This window comes from Pseudoalteromonas umbrosa (genome assembly GCF_030125375.1).
Classification (GTDB): Bacteria; Pseudomonadota; Gammaproteobacteria; order Enterobacterales; family Alteromonadaceae; genus Pseudoalteromonas; species Pseudoalteromonas umbrosa.
Genome location: NZ_JASJUU010000022.1, coordinates 75,932 through 96,326, shown reverse-complemented (window position 1 = coordinate 96,326; position 20,395 = coordinate 75,932). Strand labels below are relative to the sequence as shown.

2 protein-coding genes are annotated in these 20,395 nt (G+C 46.8%); both read left to right on the top strand.

Annotated features, from left to right (window positions below; genetic code table 11):
• The first annotated feature begins 237 nt into the window (after positions 1-237).
• Complete coding sequence (locus QNM16_RS25210; RefSeq protein ID WP_284022969.1) at positions 238-16,863, top strand: non-ribosomal peptide synthetase; 16,626 nt, start codon at positions 238-240, stop codon at positions 16,861-16,863.
• Between the two features lie 315 nt (positions 16,864-17,178).
• Positions 17,179-20,349, top strand: a complete 3,171-nt coding sequence (locus QNM16_RS25205) for an AMP-binding protein (protein ID WP_284022968.1) — start codon at positions 17,179-17,181, stop codon at positions 20,347-20,349.
• Positions 20,350-20,395 lie beyond the last annotated feature (46 nt).

The window sequence follows — 20,395 nt, the reverse complement described above, 5'->3', positions numbered from 1 at the left end:
AATTTACCGACACATCTAAGCAAAACTCGATGTAATCACCACAACCTAAAAACATAATAAGTAACAGCAATGCAGCTGAGATGCCTTGTTTGAGTTGCTGTGTATGGTGGTGAGTGTCATACGGTAGAAAGCCAAAACTAATTGCAATGTGGTTGAGCATGAGCAAAGCAATATTTTGTTTTTTATCTCGACCGACAAACAGCAGTGCATAACAATCGATAGCCAGGTGGGATCAGCATGAGCGAGCAAAAGCGCAGAAGAAGACGCGAGCGCGGTGGCGCATTAACTGAAGAACAGCAATTAAAACTCAAAGCCAAATTGGCCGACAGTCAATCTAGAGCCAAACAAAATCAGTTAGCAGTGCGCCAGGACAGAACTGCAAAAGTGCCATTAACACCGGCTCAGCAACGGCTTTGGACCGCTTGGCAGTTAGACCCTGCTGACAGTGTGTATAACTTAGCGGGTACCTTGACCTTTCAAGGCCAATTAAACAAAGCTTGGGTACAGGCAAGTTTCGGACACTTGGTGGCTAAACACGGCATCTTAAATAGTCGTTTTAGTGTAGACGGAGGCACTACGGTGCAGCAGCTGCAAGCGGATAATGCATTCACTTTTATTGATGTACCCAATCAAGATGATACCGTGCAGCAGGCATTTGAAATTGCTGATCAGCCTTTTGATTTAACCGCTGAACCGCTTCTACGTGTGGCACTGCTTGAGTCACAAGGCGAGTGTACATTACTGGTCGTTATGCACCACATTGTGACTGATGGTACATCGATGCAGCAGCTATTTAATGAGTTTATTCAAGCGTATGCCCTTCTACAGAATCAGCAAAGTTTACCTGAGCTGATACCGCAAGCTGATTATCTAGATTACGCTTTGTGGCTTGCACAGCAAGATCAGACCATATTGTTAGAAAAGCAATTAGCGGACTGGCAAACGGCACTTGGCGATGATTTTGAGCCACTGCGCCTACCAGCAAACAGCTTAGCAAGGCAGGGCGGTAATTATCCCATTACAACCCAATCTATGACACTGCCAAATAAGTTATGGCAGCAAGTTCAGTCATTGACCAAACAGCATCAGGTGACACCGTATTTGGTGTTGCTCAGTGCTTTTCAATATTTATTGCATCGCTATAGCGACCAACATGATGTCAAAGTGGGCGTACCCATTGCTAACCGACATCATGCGCAAACACATGGTTTAATTGGCTTTTTCATTAATACCCAAGTGGTACGCTTGGAAGTGGCGCCGCAAGACAGTTTTTCAGCGTTACTTGATAAAGCCAAGTTGTTCTCGCAGTTTGCGCAAGCCAATCAAGATTTGCCTTTTGAGCACCTGCTTGATGCCATTAAACCGCCACGAAGCACCGGGAGTCACCCGCTGTTTCAGGTGATGTTTAATTATCTAAAGCGTGACAAAGGTGCGATGGACTCACTGCAAGGGGTAACGCTCAAAGATACCCAGGCGCTGCGCTTTTCAATGCCTTTTGACTTGCAATTGGATGTGATTGAAGAAGTAAGCGGTGATACCACGTTGCACCTTTACTATGCCAACACCTTATACAGCGAAGCATTTGCCAAACATTGCTTGGATGAACTGGCTGCGCTGCTCAGTGCGGTCTCCTTGCACCCAGCATCACCACTGCAATATTTAGACTGGTATCCTGCACACAGACAGCAGAGCTTGGAGTCGTTCTCAAATGGCGAGTCGGCATTTGAATGGCAAGACTCTATTGCAGACATCATCAGTGCGCAAGCCCAAAAAACACCAGATCAAAGTGCCTTGATTTTTGCCGGTGAGCATATGAGTTACGCGCAGTTTGAACAACGCACCAATCAATTGGCGCACTGGTTGATTGCCCAAGGCATTGGCGCAGAAGATCAAATTGGCGTGTATTTTGACCGCAGTTTCGAAATGGTGATTGCGCTTATTGGAGTGATGAAAAGTGGCGCGGCCTATGTGCCACTGGACCCGAATTTACCCGCTGATCGCATCGAATATATTGCGCAAAATAGCACCTTTAAATTGGTGCTGGGAAATCGCGATAATCAGCAATTTAACGTGCCGTATTTTGCGTGGTCAGCGCTGGCTGAGCGCTTAGAGACGCACAGTGGTGACTATCCAAGTGTCACTATTTTACCGCAGCAAGCGGCTTATGTGATTTATACCTCAGGCTCAACGGGCAAGCCAAAAGGTGTGGTGAATCATCACCATGCACTGTATAACCGGATCAGCTGGCAGGACCAAGCCTATCCGATTGACAGCCAAGATCGCGTGTTACAAAAAACACCGTACGGATTTGATGTTTCTGTGTGGGAGTTTTTCTGGCCGTTGATGCGCGGCGCGACCTTGGTGGTAGCTGAGCCTGAAATTCACAAAGAGCCCCGTGAGCTTGCTGAGCTTATTCAAGCCCAGCAGGTGACTTTATTGCACTTTGTGCCCTCTATGCTGCAAGCCTTTATCAGTGAGCCATTGGCGCAACAGTGCACCAGCATTAAACACATTATTTGTAGTGGTGAGGCGCTGCCTGCAGCTTTGCAAGCCGATACGCTTAAGTTGCTACCGCAACTGGAAATCCACAACTTGTATGGTCCAACGGAAGCGGCCATTGATGTCAGCTATTACGAATGTGATGGCCGCGCAGACAAAGCAGTGCCAATCGGTAAACCGATTGCCGGATGTGAGCTTTGGGTGTTGGATCAGCAACTGAACCTGAGCCCAATAGGGGCTGTGGGTGAACTTTATATAGGCGGCATTGGTCTTGCGCGTGGTTATGCAAATCGCCCAGATCTCAGTGCGGAGCGCTTTGTTGCCAATCCGTTTGCCCACGACGGTAGCCGTTTATATCGCAGTGGTGACTTGGTACGTTGGAGCGAGTTGGGTGAGCTTGAATATCTGGGCCGAACCGATCATCAAGTCAAGATCCGTGGTTTGCGCATCGAGTTGGGTGAAATAGAGACGCAATTATTTGCCCAAGAAGGCGTGAAAGAAGCTGTGGTAGTGGCTGTCAGTGGCCCTAATGGTGGCGCGCGATTAGCAGCCTATGTCAGTGGTAGTTCCCTGGATGAAGATCGTTTGCAGCAGGGCTTAAGTGACGCGTTACCGGATTACATGGTACCTAGCAGCATCATGATACTGGATGCATTGCCGCTTAGCAGCAATGGTAAAGTTGATCGTAAAGCATTGCCTGAGCCTAAGCTGCATACTCAACATGCCTATCAAGCACCGCAAGGGGAGCGAGAAACATTATTATGCCAGACATGGCAACAAGTGCTGGGGCATAGTCAAATTGGCCGTAATGACAACTTCTTTGCCTTGGGGGGGGATTCGATTCTGAGCTTGCAAATTGTCTCAGCGATGCGCCAGCATGGCTTTGCACTTAGCGCCAAGCAAGTATTTGAAGCGCCAACTATTGCCCAGTTAGCCGAAGCGCTGAGCGAGTTGAGCGAAGAAGATAAAATCCCGCAAGTCGTGAGCGGCGAAGTCCCATTACTGCCAATCCAGCATACGTTTTTTGCCAGACAGCCCAGTCATATTGATCATTGGAACCAAGCTATTCGCTTGATGCCACCGGAGCCTATAGGCTTGGCCCAGTTAAACGACAGTGTGCAACTGCTGATAAAGCATCACGATAGCCTGCGTTTGCAATTTCAACATCAAGGCACGTGGCAACAAGTGTATCGTGACTACGATGAAGCTAATTATCGAGAAGTGGTTTGGTATCAGCAAACCACAGACTGTGAGTTTGATACATATCTGCTCAATGCGGCTGAGCAAGCACAAGCCAGTTTAAGCATTCAGCGCGGCGATTCGCTGCGTGTGTTGTATGTCCACAGCGAGCGCCGACAAGCATTAATATTAATTGCCCACCACTTGGTGATTGATGGCGTATCTTGGCGTATTTTAGTGGATGACTTATTACAAGGCATCGGATTGGCTACAGCGGGTGAGGTGTTAGCCCTTTCACATAAAAGTCACAGTTATCAATATTGGGCGCAGCAGTTACAAGCTTATCCAAATGCCCATGCGAGTGAGTTTGCACTGTGGCAAAACCAGCAGTGTGATGCTATTGACTTACCCAATTATGTGGCAGATGGCGACGCAACTATAGCAAGTGCGCAAACTTTACAAGTTAAGTTGAGCGAGTCACATACTCAAGCCTTGTTGTCTCAGGCATCACGCCCATACCGTACGCATATCGATGAACTATTGTTGGCCGCTTTGAGTGTGGCTTTGAAGCAGTGGACAGGTAGTTCTAACGCACAGATATTTTTGGAAGGGCATGGCCGTGAACCATGGCAGTCGCAATTGGACTTAAGCCGCACTGTTGGTTGGTTCACGTCGCTGTACCCTGTGAAGTTAAGTTATGATGATGATTTAGCACACACCATTATCACGACCAAGGAACGCTTGCGTGCGCTACCCAATAAAGGCATCGGGTATGGCGCATTTAAATATTATGGCAGCGAAGCACAGCAGCATGCACTGTGCACTGAACGTAAGCCGCAAATTGAATTTAATTATTTAGGTCAGCTAGATGCCAACAGCAATGTGCAGTTAGCCAATTGGCAGATGAGTACTGACGGTGTTGGTAGCAGTATTGCCGCACAAAACCCGCTCAGCGCCGACATTGCAATTAATGGCGCTATCCAAAATAGCCAGTTACAGTTAGCCATCAGCTACAGTGGTGCACAGTTATTATCATCGGATATGGCTGAATTTGCTCAGTGCTTTGAGCATGGGCTTATTGAGGTTATTAACCATTGCCTTGATGCCGAGGTACGATTTACACCTGCGGATGTACCATTACTGACTATGTCTCAAGCAGAACTAGATATGCTGCCGATAGTGCAGTCATCCGTGTCGAGCATCTATCCGCTGTCCGCGATGCAACAAGGCATGATGTTCCACTCTATGGTAGAGCAAAGTGCCGCATATCTAAATCAGTTAAGGTTGGATATCAGTGATCTAGATGTCACGCGCTTCAAAGCAGCGTGGCAGCAGGTCGTCGATCGACATGACGCGCTGCGAACAGGGTTTATCTCGACGACGCAACAAAATTTTCAATATGTTATTCAAGATCACCAAATCGCTTTTGATGAATTAGACTGGCGAGTTGAGTCTGGTCAATCTACTGATGAGCTGGCTCGTACGATTTTGGAGACAGGCTTTGCGGTGACTGAAGAGGTGGGCTTAATGTCATTTACCTTGGTACAGCAATCTGCTCAGCAGCATCACTTTATTTGGACTTACCATCACATGTTACTGGATGGTTGGAGCAGCACGGCGGTGCTGGCTGAAGTCATGATGGCATATCAAGGGCAAGCATTGCCACAGCCAGGCGGTCAGTATCAAAATTACTTGGCATATCTGGCCAAGCAAGATGAAACGGCGGGCGATGATTATTGGCAAAGCCGACTTGCACAGTTAAACGAGGCTTCTTATCTGACTGAACTGCAAAGTCGCGATACGCTGGATAGTGACTTAGGATATGAGCAGCACACCTTGCAACTCGATGAATCACAAGCTGCGCAGTTACAAGCATTTGCGCAGCAACAAGAGATCACGGTTAATACGGTATTGCAAGGTGCATGGTCATTACTATTGAGCCGCATGTTAAATAAATCAGCGGTATGTTTTGGTGCAACGACGTCAGGTAGGCCCGCCGACTTGGTTGGTAGTGATAGTACCGTCGGTTTGTTTATCAACACACTGCCAGTGATAAGTACTCTCGACAATGAGCAAGTTATTGGTCAGTGGCTTAAAACCTGTCAGAAAGACAGTATGCAAAGTCGCGAATTTGAGCACACGCCTTTGTATCAAATCCAAAAGCTGGCCGATGGACAGGTGAGCTTTGATCAGCAAGGTTTGTTTGACAGCTTACTCATTTTTGAAAACTACCCAATTTCAGAGACATTAGGTGCCAATGAATTGGGTGGGGCAAAGTTCTCTTTGGTGGAGAACCGTGAAGAAACCAACTATCCACTGACGGTATTTGTTGAAACCGCGCAGGGGTTGACTATTAATTTTGCGTACCAAGGTTGGCGTTTAAGCGCTGAATTTGTGGCACATCTTGCGAACAACTTGTCACGCCTACTTGAGGCATTGCAAACACAAGTTGAACAACCTCTTGGCCACATTCAATTGCTCGATGAAGCCACGCAAGCTGAGGTTAAGAAATTCGGTATTGGTACAACAGAAACATTGCCTAACAGCGATGCGTTGGCGATGTTTGAAGCACAGGCAAAGCAATCCCCATTGGCGATTGCCGTGCAAAACGAGCAAGGTCAGCAGCTAAGCTATGGCGCACTGAATGGTCGTGCAAATCAATTGGCGCAAGCGCTGCTTGCAGCAGGGCTTACCACAGAAATGCCGGTGGCAATTAGCATGACTCGTGGTATTGACATGATCGTTGCGATACTTGCAGTAAGCAAAGCTGGTGGCGTGTACGTGCCAATCGCGGTGGAGCTACCAGAAGAGCGCCGTGATTATATCTGTCAGCATAGCGGTGCTAAGTTTGTACTTACTAACTTTGAGGTGTCCTTTGCTGAAGATGTGACCTGTTTAAACGTCACAGATCTGCCGCTGACATCATATGACGATGGCAACCTCAATGCGCAGCGCCACCACCATCAATTGGTATACACCCTTTATACTTCAGGCTCCACAGGCTTGCCAAAAGGCGTGGCGATCAGTCACGGTAACCTAGTTAACTTCTTACTAGGTATGCAGCAGCAACTGGGCTTAAATAGTGCCCTTAATGCGTTGGCATTAACCTCGTTATCATTCGATATCTCTGGACTAGAAATTTATCTACCGCTGATAAGTGGTGGTACGGTCACAGTGGCACAAAATGCCGCAACGCTGAGCGCTGCGTTATTGGCCGAACAAGACTTAATACAAGCCACCCCAGCAGGTTGGCGTAGTTTGTTAGAGCTTGATTTATTAACGCAAGTGCAGGGCACGCGAGCCCTGTGTGGCGGTGAAGCCCTGCCTGCGGAGTTGGTAGCGGATCTGGCACAAAGTGGCGTTCAACTTTGGAATATGTATGGTCCAACCGAAACCACCATTTGGTCAAGTTGCTACCAAGTGACACAGGCACCAGTACATTTGGGAGATGCCACCTTAAATACTCAACTGTATGTGCTGGATAACCAATTAAACTTGTGTCCGCAGCAGGTGGCCGGTGAGCTGTATATTGCCGGTCTTGGCCTTGCCCGTGGTTATTTATCTCGTCCTGAACTCAGCGCTGAGCGCTTTGTGGCAAATCCGTTTGCTGATGATGGCAGCCGTTTATATCGCACTGGCGATCTGGTGCGGTGGAACCAAAATGGTCAGCTTGAATATTTAGGTCGTACGGATCACCAAGTGAAGATCCGAGGTTACCGCATTGAACTGGGTGACATTGAAGCCCAGTTGTATCGCTGTGAAGGAGTCAGTGAAGCCGTTGTTGTTGATGACAATAGCACGGGCACAACTCAGTTGGTGGGCTATGTGTCTGGTAAAGCACTCGATAGCGAAATGATTACAACGACCATCGCCCAGTGGCTACCTGATTACATGGTACCAGCATTGGTGATGGCGTTGGATGAGATGCCGCATAACAGCAATGGTAAAATCGATAGAAAAGCATTGCCAACACCACAATGGCAAACTGAGACGGTTTATCAGGCTCCGCAAGGAGCGCGTGAAGAGCTACTTTGTCAAACTTGGCAACAGGTTTTAGATCAGAGCCCAATTGGCCGTCATGATAATTTCTTTGCTTTAGGTGGTGACTCAATTTTAAGCCTACAAATTGTAGCTTCGATGCGCCAGCAGGGATTTACTCTTAGCCCTAAGCAAGTATTTGAAGCTCCTACGATTGCCCAATTGGCATTAGAACTCATCGAGTTAGACAGCGAGCATCAGGTCTCACAAGTGGTTCGCGGTGATGTACCGTTACTGCCTATTCAGCAAGCTTATTTTGCAAGACAGCCAAGCAATGTCAATCATTGGAATCAGGCGATCCGATTGACCCCCCCAATGCCGATTAGGTTGGATATACTCACTGACAGTGTAGACATGCTGATCAAGCATCATGATAGTTTGCGTTTGCAATATCAATATCAAGATGGTTGGCAACAAGCCTACCGAGATTATGAAGAGAGTCATTATCGAGAGGTTGTATGGTACCAAAAAACCACGGATGGGGCGTTCGACGCAGACTTAGCTGCGGCGGCTGAGCAAGCGCAAACCAGCTTAAATATTCATAATGGCGATGTGCTTAGGGTGATTTATGTACACAGTGAAAGTCGTCGAGAGCTGATATTAATTGCACATCATTTAGTCATTGATGGCGTGTCATGGCGCATTTTAGTGGATGATTTATTGCGTAGCATTATGCAGCTAAACGCCGGTAAAACAATTGCATTGGCATCAAAAAGCCACAGTTATCAATCTTGGGCTAAGGAGATACAAGCTTATCCAAGTAGTAATGAAGATGAGTTTGAATTTTGGCAAAAGCAGCAGTGTGAAGCGTTGACACTACCTAATTTTGTTAGTGCAGGTGATGACACGATGCAAAGTGCGAAAACTTTGCAGGTGACACTTGATGAAGAACAAACGCAGGCATTGTTATCATTGGCGATACGCCCATATCGCAGTCACATCGATGAATTACTGCTTGTCGCACTTAGTGTGGCGCTAGAGCAATGGACTGGTAGTAAAGAAGCTCAAGTATTTATAGAAGGTCATGGTCGAGAGCCATGGCAATCACAGCTTGATTTAAGTCGTACCACAGGTTGGTTCACCACCTTGTATCCAGTGAAATTGGTAAGCAATGGCGATTTGGCTCAAACTATTATTTCTGTCAAAGAGCATTTACGTGCATTACCCAACAAAGGAGTTGGCTATGGGGCATTCAAGTACTACGGCAGCGCGGCACAACAGCAGGCGCTGACAACTGACCGTAAGCCGCAAATTGAGTTTAACTACCTAGGTCAAATTGATGCCAGTAACAATGCGCAGTTTGCTCAGTGGCAGATGAGCACAACAGGTGTCGGTAGTAGTATTGCAGCGCAAAATCCGCTGAGCGCAGATATTGCTATTAATGGTGCGGTTCAAAATAAAGCTTTGCAGCTGGGTATTACATACAGTGAAGCGTGTCTGGCATCTGCGGATATGACTGATTTTAAGGCGCTATTTGAGCAAGCACTGACGCAAGTCATTGCGCACTGTAGCAACGCTAATATGCGCCTGACGCCAGCAGATGTTCCTTTGTTGTCATTGTCGCAAGCAGAGTTAGATGCACTTCCTATTGCGCAGCAATCTGTCTCTAGTATTTATCCACTTTCAGCGATGCAGCAGGGTATGATGTTTCACTCCTTAGTTGAGGAAAGTACTGCGTATATGAACCAACTACGTCTGGATATCCGTGGTTTAGATGTCATGCGATTTAAAGCCGCGTGGCAACAAGTGGTAGATAGGCATGAGGCACTGAGAACAGGGTTTATTTCTACACCGTTGCAACAATTACAGTATGTAGTTGCAGAGCACCAAATTACTTTTAGTGAATTAGATTGGCAATTAGAACCTACAAAATCGACAGAACATTTAGCCCAATCAATATTGGAGCAAGGGTTTAAGGTGACGGAAAAGGTGGGCCTCATGTCATTCACCTTAGTACAGCATGCGCCGCTGCAGCATCATTTTATTTGGACTTACCACCACATGCTTCTGGATGGGTGGAGTAGTACAGCGGTGCTGGCGGAAGTGATGATGGCATATCAAGGACAAACCTTACCCAAATTAGGTGGCCAGTATCAGGATTACTTGGTCTATCTTGCCAAGCAAGAGGAGAGGGCGGGAGACGACTATTGGCAAAGTCGCCTTGCACAATTGGATGAAGCCACTTACTTAACGCAATTACAAGGTCGCACGCACTTGGATAGTGCGCGTGGCTATGCTCAACACTCGTTGCAATTAAGTGCTCAGCAAGCGGCGCAATTACACGCTTTTGCACAGCAACAAGAGATCACGGTGAATACTGTTCTACAAGGTGTATGGTCTTTGCTTTTGGCCCGTATGCTAAATAAATCAACGGTATGTTTTGGTGCGACTACGTCAGGTCGTCCAGCAGATTTGGTGGGGAGTGATACTACTGTTGGCTTATTTATCAATACCCTACCAGTAATAAATACACTTGATAATGAGCAAACGCTAAGCCAGTTTTTGAAAGCATGCCAGCAAGAGAGTATGCACAGTCGTGCATTTGAACATACGCCGTTATATCAAATTCAAAAGCTGGCTGAGGGGAAAGTGAGCTTTGATCAGCAAGGACTATTTGATAGTTTATTCATTTTTGAAAATTACCCTATTTCAGATACTCTGGGTAAGAATGAGCTCGATGGTGCGAGTTTCTCTTTGGTTGAAAACCGTGAAGAAACTAATTATCCACTGACAGTATTCGTTGAAACCATTGACGGAATAACGATTAACTTTGCCTATCAAGAGTGGCGTTTAAGTGCTGAGTTGGTTGCACAGCTTGCTAGCAATTTGGAAAATCTGTTGGATGTTGTGCAATCTCAAGTGGACAGTCCGCTAGGTCATATTCAACTGCTGGACATACAAGCTCAGAAAACGATTCAACAGTTGGGTGTTGGCCAGCATCAGAGGCTGCCAAACAGTGATGCTTTAGCGATGTTTGAGATGCAGGCTAAGCAAGCACCGGATGCCATAGCACTGCGTAATGAACAAAATGATTCAATGACTTATGGCCAGCTAGAATGTCGGGCAAATCAGCTTGCTCACGCATTACTCGCAGCTGGGTTAACCACCGAGATGCCGGTTGCGGTGAGTATGGCTAGAGGCATTGACATGATTGTGGCAATACTTGCTATCAGTAAAGCTGGCGGTGTATATGTGCCAATAGCAGTTGAATTGCCTACAATGCGCAGAGATTATATTTGTCAGCATAGTGGTGCTCAATTGGTGCTTACCAATGCCAACATTGATTTTAATGCGGATGTAACTTGCATAAATGTGGCTGAGTTATCACTGGATACATATTCGAAGTCTAAGCCTAATACGCAGCGCCATCATGATCAGCTGGTATATACCTTATATACCTCAGGGTCTACAGGGCTGCCTAAAGGGGTGGCGATCAGTCATGGTAATTTGCTTAATTTCCTGCTGGGTATGCAACAGCAGCTCGCTTTTGAAGGGCCTTTACATGCATTGGCGTTAACCTCGTTATCATTTGATATCTCGGGTTTAGAGATTTACTTGCCACTGATAAGTGGTGGTACAGTGACGGTGGCACAAAATGCCACTTCACTTACGCCTGATCTACTGGCTCAGCAAGATTTGTTACAAGCAACCCCAGCAGGCTGGCGCAGCTTGTTGACACTTGACTTACTTACGTCTGTAAAGGGCAAATTGGCTTTATGTGGTGGTGAAGCTCTGCCAGAGGAATTGGTGAACGATTTAGCGGCAACTGGGGTGAGGTTGTGGAATATGTATGGGCCAACTGAGACCACAATTTGGTCAAGTTGTTATCCGGTTGATCAGACTCCGGTACACTTGGGCGAAGCGATTTTGAATACGCAGCTGTATGTGCTGGATAATCAATTGAACTTGTGTCCACAAAGGGTCGCAGGAGAGCTGTATATCGCAGGTTCAGGTCTTGCGCGTGGGTATTTGTCACGCCCAGAACTGAGTGCTGAGCGTTTTGTTGCAAATCCATTCACTACAGATGGCAGCCGCTTATATCGTACTGGTGATATGGTGCGTTGGAATGATAAAGGCCAGCTAGAGTATCTAGGGCGAACCGATCATCAGGTCAAGATACGAGGCTATCGTATTGAGCTGGGTGATATTGAAGCTCAGCTTTATCGCTGCGAGGGGGTCAATGAAGCTGTGGTTGTGGACGATAACAGCACTGGCGCCACACAGTTAGTAGGTTATGTATCCGGTGAACAACTCGATGTTGATATTATCACTGCTGCGATCGGTGAGCGATTACCTGATTACATGATTCCAGCGCTGATCATGGTGTTGGATGAGATGCCACACAATAGTAATGGTAAAATTGATCGAAAAGCCCTGCCCAAACCACAATGGCAGGCGTCTACCGTATTTGAGCTACCTGAAACTGAGATAGAAATAGATCTCGCGACCATATGGCAGTCTGTACTGGGAGTCGAGCGAATAGGGCGTGGCGATAATTTCTTCGCACTTGGTGGTGATTCAATTAAGGCATTGAGTGTGATCAGTCAGGCTCATAAAGCGGGTTTGAATGTAGAGATCCCAGCGCTATTTAGTACAGAAAATCTCGGTGAACTTGCGGCATTGATTGATGCGCATCATGGTAGTGAAACATTGCCACTGGTACGTCAATCGAATATCTATTCTGGATTATCATTTGCAGAGCAGCGCCAGTGGTTCTTGTGGAAGTTAGCGCCGCAAAGCAGCGCATATCATATTAAAGGCGCTATGATGCTTGAGGGTAAACTGGATCTGCAAGCACTTCAGTCCGCTTTAGATTATGTGCGTAACACGCACGCAGCTCTGCGCACTGTCTATAGTGAAGATGCTGATGCGCAAGTGACACAGCACATTACGCCGATGGGGGCGTCTAATTATCGTTATTTTGATGCCTCACAGGCATTAGATTGTACGGTATGGCGCGATACATTTATCGCTGAGCCGTTTGTTTTAACTGAAGGTAACTTATTCCGCGTAGCACTAATTAAACACCATGAAGCACGCCATGAATTGGTGGTGGTTATGCACCATATTATTTCTGATGCATGGTCATTGCAGTTGATCATTGATGACTTTGCGAAAGCGTACCAAAGTGCATTCTTAGCTCAGCCACTGTCTTTGTCTGAACAAGGGCTACGTTATAGTGATTATGCAAAGTGGCAACGCGATTGGTTTAGTGAAGAGATTAAGGCCAAGCAATTAGCGTATTGGCACGATGCACTTGGCGATGATTTATCACCACTGCGTCTACCCAGTGACTTAGAGTCACCATTAGACACTTATCAAGCAGTCACTGAACAAGTGCAACTGAATGATGCGTTAAAGCAGGCGCTGGTTGATTATGCTAAAGCCAATAGCACCAGTGTGTTCAGCATCTTGATGTTGGCACTTAAAGTATTATTGCACCGTTACAGTGGTCAATCTGTAGTGCGTGTTGGTATGCCGATCGCTAATCGCCATAACGTGGATACTGAATCACTGGTTGGCTTTTTTGTTAATACACAAGTGATCACTACGGAGTTAGCGGGTGACTTATCACTCAGTGATGCCTTGAAGAAGGTAAAAGCACAGTTACAAGGAGCACAGGCACATCAGGATTTACCATTTGAGCAGTTATTAGATAGTCTAGATTTAGATAGAGATCTTCAACAACCGCTATTTCAGGTCATGATCAATCATCAACGTGTGGATGGTGATGCCTTGCTTAAGTTACCTCAACTTGAGATGAGCCCGATCACCATCAATGCTCGCGAAGCCCAATTTGAATTGGTATTGAATTGTTTCGAAAATAGCGATGGGTTGAGCAATATTGAGTTTGAGTTTGCCAAAGAGCGCTTCAGCCCTAGTCGTCGTGCTGAATTAGCCAGTGTATTGAGGCGTGTTTTGGCAGCGATTGTCCATGATCATACAATGCGAGTTGCGCAGCTATCACTTATGCCTCAAGCGCAACATTTACAGCTACATGCATTAGCAAAAGGACAGGCGCATTCAAGTGCTCAGTTGGTGGTTGAGCAATTGAATGAAATTGCCAAACAGTATCAATCAGAGCCCGCGGTGAAATTTGCTGACATGACGCTTAGCTACCAGCAATTGGCGGCTAAAAGTAATCAACTATCTCATCACCTCTTAGAGATTTTGTCTTCTGAAGAGCAAAAAGTGGTGGCGGTACGCTTTGCGCGCGGTATTGATATGGTGATTGCTGCGTTGGCAGTATTTAAAGCTGGGGCTACATACGTGCCGATTGATCCGAGCATACCGATTGAGCGTCAGCAATATATTGCACAGCAAAGTAATGCGAAATTGATGCTCAGTGATGACATTGTAACGTTACTTGGTGACATGGCTATTGAAACCATAGACGATACCAAATTAAGTGATTATCCGGCAACGCCGTTACCTTGTGTTGTGGAGCCTAAGCAGGTGGCGTATATGATCTTTACTTCCGGCTCTACAGGCTTGCCAAAGGGCGTGGCTGTTTCTCATCAAGCGCTTGCTGACCATTGTTATGCAATGCAGCAGTACTACCTTTATCAGCCTCAGGATCATGCTTTATTATTTGCCTCAATGGGTTTCGATGCTGCACTTGAACAATTATTGATGCCGTTATTACATGGCGCACAGTTAAGCGTGGTAGATGCCAAACTGACAGGTCCTGACACGCTAGCTGAATATGCTGCTAAAGAGGGAGTTACCGTAGTAGATTTACCACCTGCTTATTTACGCCATGTCTCAGCGCTTCAATCAGTACGCTTGTGCATTGTTGGTGGTGAAGGCTGGCATCAAGGTGATTTTAAACTCGCTCAAAATAGCTTGCCACAGGCACAATTTGTTAATGCTTATGGACCAACAGAGGCGGTGGTGACACCGACGCTTTGGATTGGTGATAGTCAATCTCAGGTCAACGGCCGCTATGTTCCTATTGGTCAGCCCGTCGGTAACCGTCAGGTATTTGTGCTTGATAGTGGGCTGAATTTATTGCCAAAAGGTGCTATTGGCGAGCTATATATTGGCGGCAGTTGTTTGGCTGAAGGCTATATTAACCAGCCAGAATTAACGGCAGAACGTTTTGTTGCTGACCCGTTTAGCGAACAGGGCGGACGACTTTATCGCACTGGTGATTTAGTGCGTTGGGATGAAAATAATCAGTTGCAATACTTGGGTCGAGTGGATGATCAGGTAAAAATTCGCGGCCACCGTATTGAGCTGGGTGAAATTGAGGCACAACTTAGTGCAGTGGATGGCGTAGAGCAAGCCATAGTAATGGTGCAAAACGCCGCTGAGCAGCCTGTATTGGTTGCTTATGCCGCAACGCAAAGCCGTACAGCGAGTGAGTTGCAAGCGCAGCTTCGCGATACATTACCTGACTATATGATACCGCAAGCCATTGAAATTATGGTGCAGTTCCCTCTTAACCAAAATGGCAAAGTCGATCGTAAGAGCTTGCCTCAGATCAGCGTTGAGCAACATCAAGGTGAATTTGTTGCACCACAAGGTGACCTTGAGCAGCATATTGCAAAGGTGTGGCAGACTTTGTTGAAGGTGGAAAAAGTGAGCCGTCACGACAACTTCTTTGCCCTTGGTGGAGATTCAATCACGGCGTTGCGTTTAGTGCCGCGGATCAATGAACTCGGTGACTATGGCATTGAGGTGAAAGATATTTTCAATAGCCAAGATCTGGCGGCCTTGGCACAGTGTGTGTTGGCGTCCAAGCAGCTCGTTAAGCGCATCGCTTTAGCACCAGCACCGCGTGCTGAGCAAATGCCGGTGTCACCAGCTCAGCAGAGCTTATGGCTGACAGACAGGTTGAGCAGTGAGGCTGACAAGGCTGCATACAATATTGCTGGTGCGGTGGCTTTAAGCGGTGCGCTGGATGTGGGGGCTCTTGAACAGGCGTTCAATGCTTTGGCTGTGCGTCATGAAATATTGCGCTCGCAGTTTGTTGATGTAGACGGAGAGCCGCGCGTAACAGTGTTGGATCGCTTAGATTTTAGATTGGCTGTCGAGCAGGTTGACAGTGAGCTGTCGGCACAGCGGTTACGCAATGAGTTTGAACAGCAAAGCTTTGATTTAAGCACAGCGCCGCTAATGCGTGCCAAAGTACTACAACTGGCGGAGCAGCGCTACCAGCTGTTGGTGAGCATGCACCATATCATCAGTGATGGGTGGTCGATTGCAAACTTGGTTCAGGAGCTTGGGGTATTCTACGCAGAGCAACTTGGTGATGATAGCTTAGTTGCCAAGCTTGCTCCATTGGATGTGCAGTATGCTGATTATGCAAGCTGGCAAAATGCCCGTCTGGCAGCAGAGGAAGGAGCTCAGAACAAAGCGTTTTGGCAACAGCAGCTACTAGCAGCGCCGCCGGTAAGTATTTTACCTTTACATTTACCGCGTCCTGATAAACCAAGCAGCCAAGGCGATCAGGTGTTATTCAATATAGCTCCTGAATTGAGCGCGCAATTACAAGTCCTCAGTGAAGTGCACCAGTTGTCACTGTTTGCATTATTGAAAGCCAGTTATATGACGTTTTTAAGCCAGCAAACGGGCCAACAAGATCTCGTTGTAGGAACTGACTTAGCGGGTCGTGAAGATGCTGCGCTGGAACCACTGATTGGTTTCTTTATTAAGGTTTTACCGGTGCGCATTAGCTTAAAAGCTGACGACAGTTTTATCAGTCTAGCTAAGCAAGTGCAGCAACAATTGTTGGCGGTACAAGATCACCAATTACTGACGCTAGAGAATATTGCCCAAGTGGCCGATGTACCTCGTCAAAGCGGTGTATCGCCAATATTCCAGCAGTTATTTGTGATGCAAAATACACCACAACCGCGCTGGCCTGTCGAGGGGGTTGAGATCAGTGAGATCTCAAGCGAAGGCGTGACCAGTAAGTTTGACTCCGCGATCTTTATTGAGACAACGGATCAGGGTTTAAATGGCAACTTGGTATTTAAACGTGATTTATATCTTAAAGATAAAATGCAAGGGATGATCACTGATTGGTTAGGTTTGTTAGCAACACTGGTATCACAGCCGGAGCAATTGCTGCCCAAGCCAAAACGTAGTGGAGCGATGAAAAAACGCAAAATGGCGAAATTCGGTAAATTGAAAAAATAGCCATTTACCACTTTCCTCCCAGTCAAAAGCCAAGCAGGTTTAATCCGCTTGGCTTTTGTTTTTTAGCGGGCTTTGATTTTGATCAACAAAATACTGCCATTGCTGAGTAATCACAGAAACTTGCGGGTTTTCCTTAAAAAAAATAGGGCTTTGCTCGTCATTAAGACACATCCCTAGGTTGCGGGCAAAATCGCCTCATTTAATGCATTATGCAGGACGTCTTGTACGTGATTGTTCATAGCACCAAACCTTCAGGGAAAGGCACATTATTGGTTATTTCATAATGGGCTATTTGGAGACAACCCAGTGTGCCAAATGGCTCTAAATTTACTGCAAGAGACATTTGGCATGATCCAAGAATATATCGATGCGTATCCGCAGGGCCTTGGCCTGAGTGTTCAACAAAAACAACATCTATCAAAGCACGAGAGTGCCGCTGTTGCCGTGCACAGTGTTTTGGTACCAATCGAACAAAACCTGACAGAGGTTGAGCTGAGACAACGCGCCGAGGCGATTGCTCAGCAGCAGCTCATATTACAGTTTGCGTTTACTCAAGTCGAAGGGTTTAGAGGTACCCGCCAAGTACCCACGGCACAACATAATTTGGTTTGTGAAGATGTCACAAGCCAAGCAGATTTGGTGGCAACAGAACAGGCTAAGTTAATCCCTATTAGCTTGGACACAACGCATGGACAAAACATTCAAATTAGTCGTTTTGTCTGTCAGCAGCAGGCTTATATTCTGATCCATGCCAATGCCTTAGCGCTAGATATCGCCAGCGTTTATGACTATATTGATCAATTGCTCAATGGCGCGAATGAAGAGGCTGAGGCGATACAATACCCTGATTTTTTAGCTTGGCTTGAAGAGGTGAATGAAGCGCCAGAAGCTGCGCAAGGTGCCGCGTATTGGCAGCAATTCAGTGCCAAACTACAGCCGCTAGACAATCATTTTCAATTGCCTTATCACAAAGCTCCTTCGACTACAGATTTGCGCACACAACAAAGTCATAGTGTTGAGTTGAGCGATGCCGTATTGCAAAACATTGACAGTCTGGCCGAGCAGCTTGAACTTGATAGTGAAGTTATTTTACACGCAACTTGGTGGCTATTGCTTGCTCGGATCAGTAAAAACAGCGGATTTAGTGCGGCACTTGGTTACGACCCGAGGCAGATGAGCGAAGAGCTTGAGGGCGCGCTTGGTGTCTACCAATTACACTTACCAATTGCGGTTGAAGTGGACCCCGCGCAATCACTGAGTGCGTGGTTTAGCCAGTTTGCTTTCCAGTGTGAGCAGCACCTTGAATGGGCTGAGGCATATCAAGGGACTGAAAAATATGAGCTCAACTGGTCTCCAAGTTGTGTGATGCAAGTGTGGCACGGTGAGTCTCACGGACAGTTATTGCGCTTGGATGACAGCAGTGAATTGCACTTAAATTGTGTGCTGCAAGACGCAGGTGCATGTTTGACACTGCGTTATGACAGTCAAGCATATAGTGACGCTGCGGCGCAAACGCTGCTGGCGCAATACCAACAACTTTTAGCGCAGTTAACTACTCAGTTGAACACTGTAGTGGGCGAAATAAACATTGCCACAGAGCAAGAGCAGCAACGCCATCTAGGGTTAAACCGAGCTATTACACAAGTACCGCTACTATTTGATAAAATCGCACACTTTGCCGCGACTCAGCCAACGCAGCTGGCGCTGAGTGATGGTCAACAAAGCCTCGATTACAGCTCGTTGGAGGCGCGTTTGCTCAGCATTGCCAACGTCCTGCAAGATAAAGGGGTGGCTAGCAACGATATAGTCACTGTGGCTCTACCACGCAGTTTTGAGCAAGTACTGGTGATATTGGCGATCCAACGTCTTGGTGCAGCTTATTGCCCTGTTGACCCAGTTTGGCCGCTAACCCGACAACAGCAGATTATGACTGCGGCGGGAGCAACACATCACATCGCCATTGAAGGCTCTCAAGACACCATTGAATTGGCACACGTGTTAATGGAAGCTACACAGCCAAAAACATCAAAAGCAATCGCTCTGCCAAATGCACAACAAGCGGCGTATGTGTTATTCACATCCGGGTCTACCGGCACACCAAAAGGGGTAGTGATTGAACATGCACAATTAGCCCACTATTGTTTTGGTTCAAGTGAAGCACTGAAGCTTGGACAGCAGCGCTATGGCTTAACTTCAACGGTAGCCGCAGATATTGGTAACACATGTTTATTTAATGCTTTCTACAATGGTGGCACTCTAGTGGTTGCGCCTGAACAGGCTGTGTTAGAAGGGCAAGCGTTTGCGCAGTTTGTCAACGCACAGCAAGTAGAGGTGGTGAAAATCGTCCCATCACACCTACAAGCACTATTAGAGAGCGAGCCAAAAGTACTACCAAATAAGCTGATCCTAGGTGGTGAGGCCAGTGCGCCAACATTACTGCAAAAAATTCATCGTTTAAGTCCGAATACGGAAGTATTTAATCACTACGGCCCAACTGAAACGACTGTGGGTGTACTGTCTCATCAATATCATGACTTATCTAGTTTCGCGGGCACAGTTGCCAAATTAAGTCACGTCTTTGCTGGCACGTCTATTTATATTCTCAATGACTACGGCTCATTGTGTGCAGTAGGTGAGCAAGGCGAGCTGCACATTGCGGGCACACAACTGGCGCGGGGTTATTTAGGCAAAGATGAAAACGATGGGTTTGTCACTGATAGCCAGTGGGCATCGAGACTTTACCCTACAGGAGATGTCGCGCGCTATATGCCTGACGGCACGATTAGTTTGTCTGGCCGAAAAGATGATCAAGTACAAATTCGCGGCTTCCGTGTAGAGCCTAATGAAGTGGCCGCCAGTGTGAGCCGCTGTCTTGAGTCCGTAGGTTGTTACGTGATGGCACAAAACCTCGGCGGTCAAACGGCATTAGTGGCTTACTTAACTGGTTTTGAATATCAAGGCGCGACTGTATCAGGGCTGCTAGATGGCGATGTGAACCAGTATTTGCAAACACATTTACGAGATCACCTTGCCGAAGCCATGGTGCCACAGTTTTTTGTTGCGCTAGAGCAATTACCACTGTTGGCCAATGGCAAAGTTGATCGTGCTAAGTTACCAAAAGCCAATGAGTTGCAAAATGTGGCCTATGTCGCGCCGAGCTCTCAGCTTGAAAAGTGGCTCGCAGACTCTTTGGCAGACATTTTAGAAGTTGAAAAAGTCAGCTGTGATACCAGTTTCTTCGACCTAGGTGGCCATTCATTGGCGGCCATTAAATGGGTAACCAGAATTAAAAAGCAGCTGCTGATGGATGTTGAACCCGGCATTATTTTTGACAATGCCACCATCATGAAGTTGGCAACAGCACTGAGTGCAAAACATCCTGATGCACAAAAGTTAGAAAAAATTGCCATGACACAGTTAAAACTGGCCACGCTCTCGCCTGAGCAGCGCGAGGCGCTGCAACAAAAACTGGGTTTAGGCAGCTAATCGCCTAATCAAATCAATCTTTACATTAGGGAGTCAGTGACTCCCT

Bases quoted from the DNA above. Each gene is read 5' to 3' on its own strand.
- QNM16_RS25210 (WP_284022969.1), top strand. From the start codon at position 238: ATGAGCGAGCAAAAGCGCAGAAGAAGACGCGAGCGCGGTGGCGCATTA.
- QNM16_RS25205 (WP_284022968.1), top strand. From the start codon at position 17,179: ATGGCTCTAAATTTACTGCAAGAGACATTTGGCATGATCCAAGAATAT.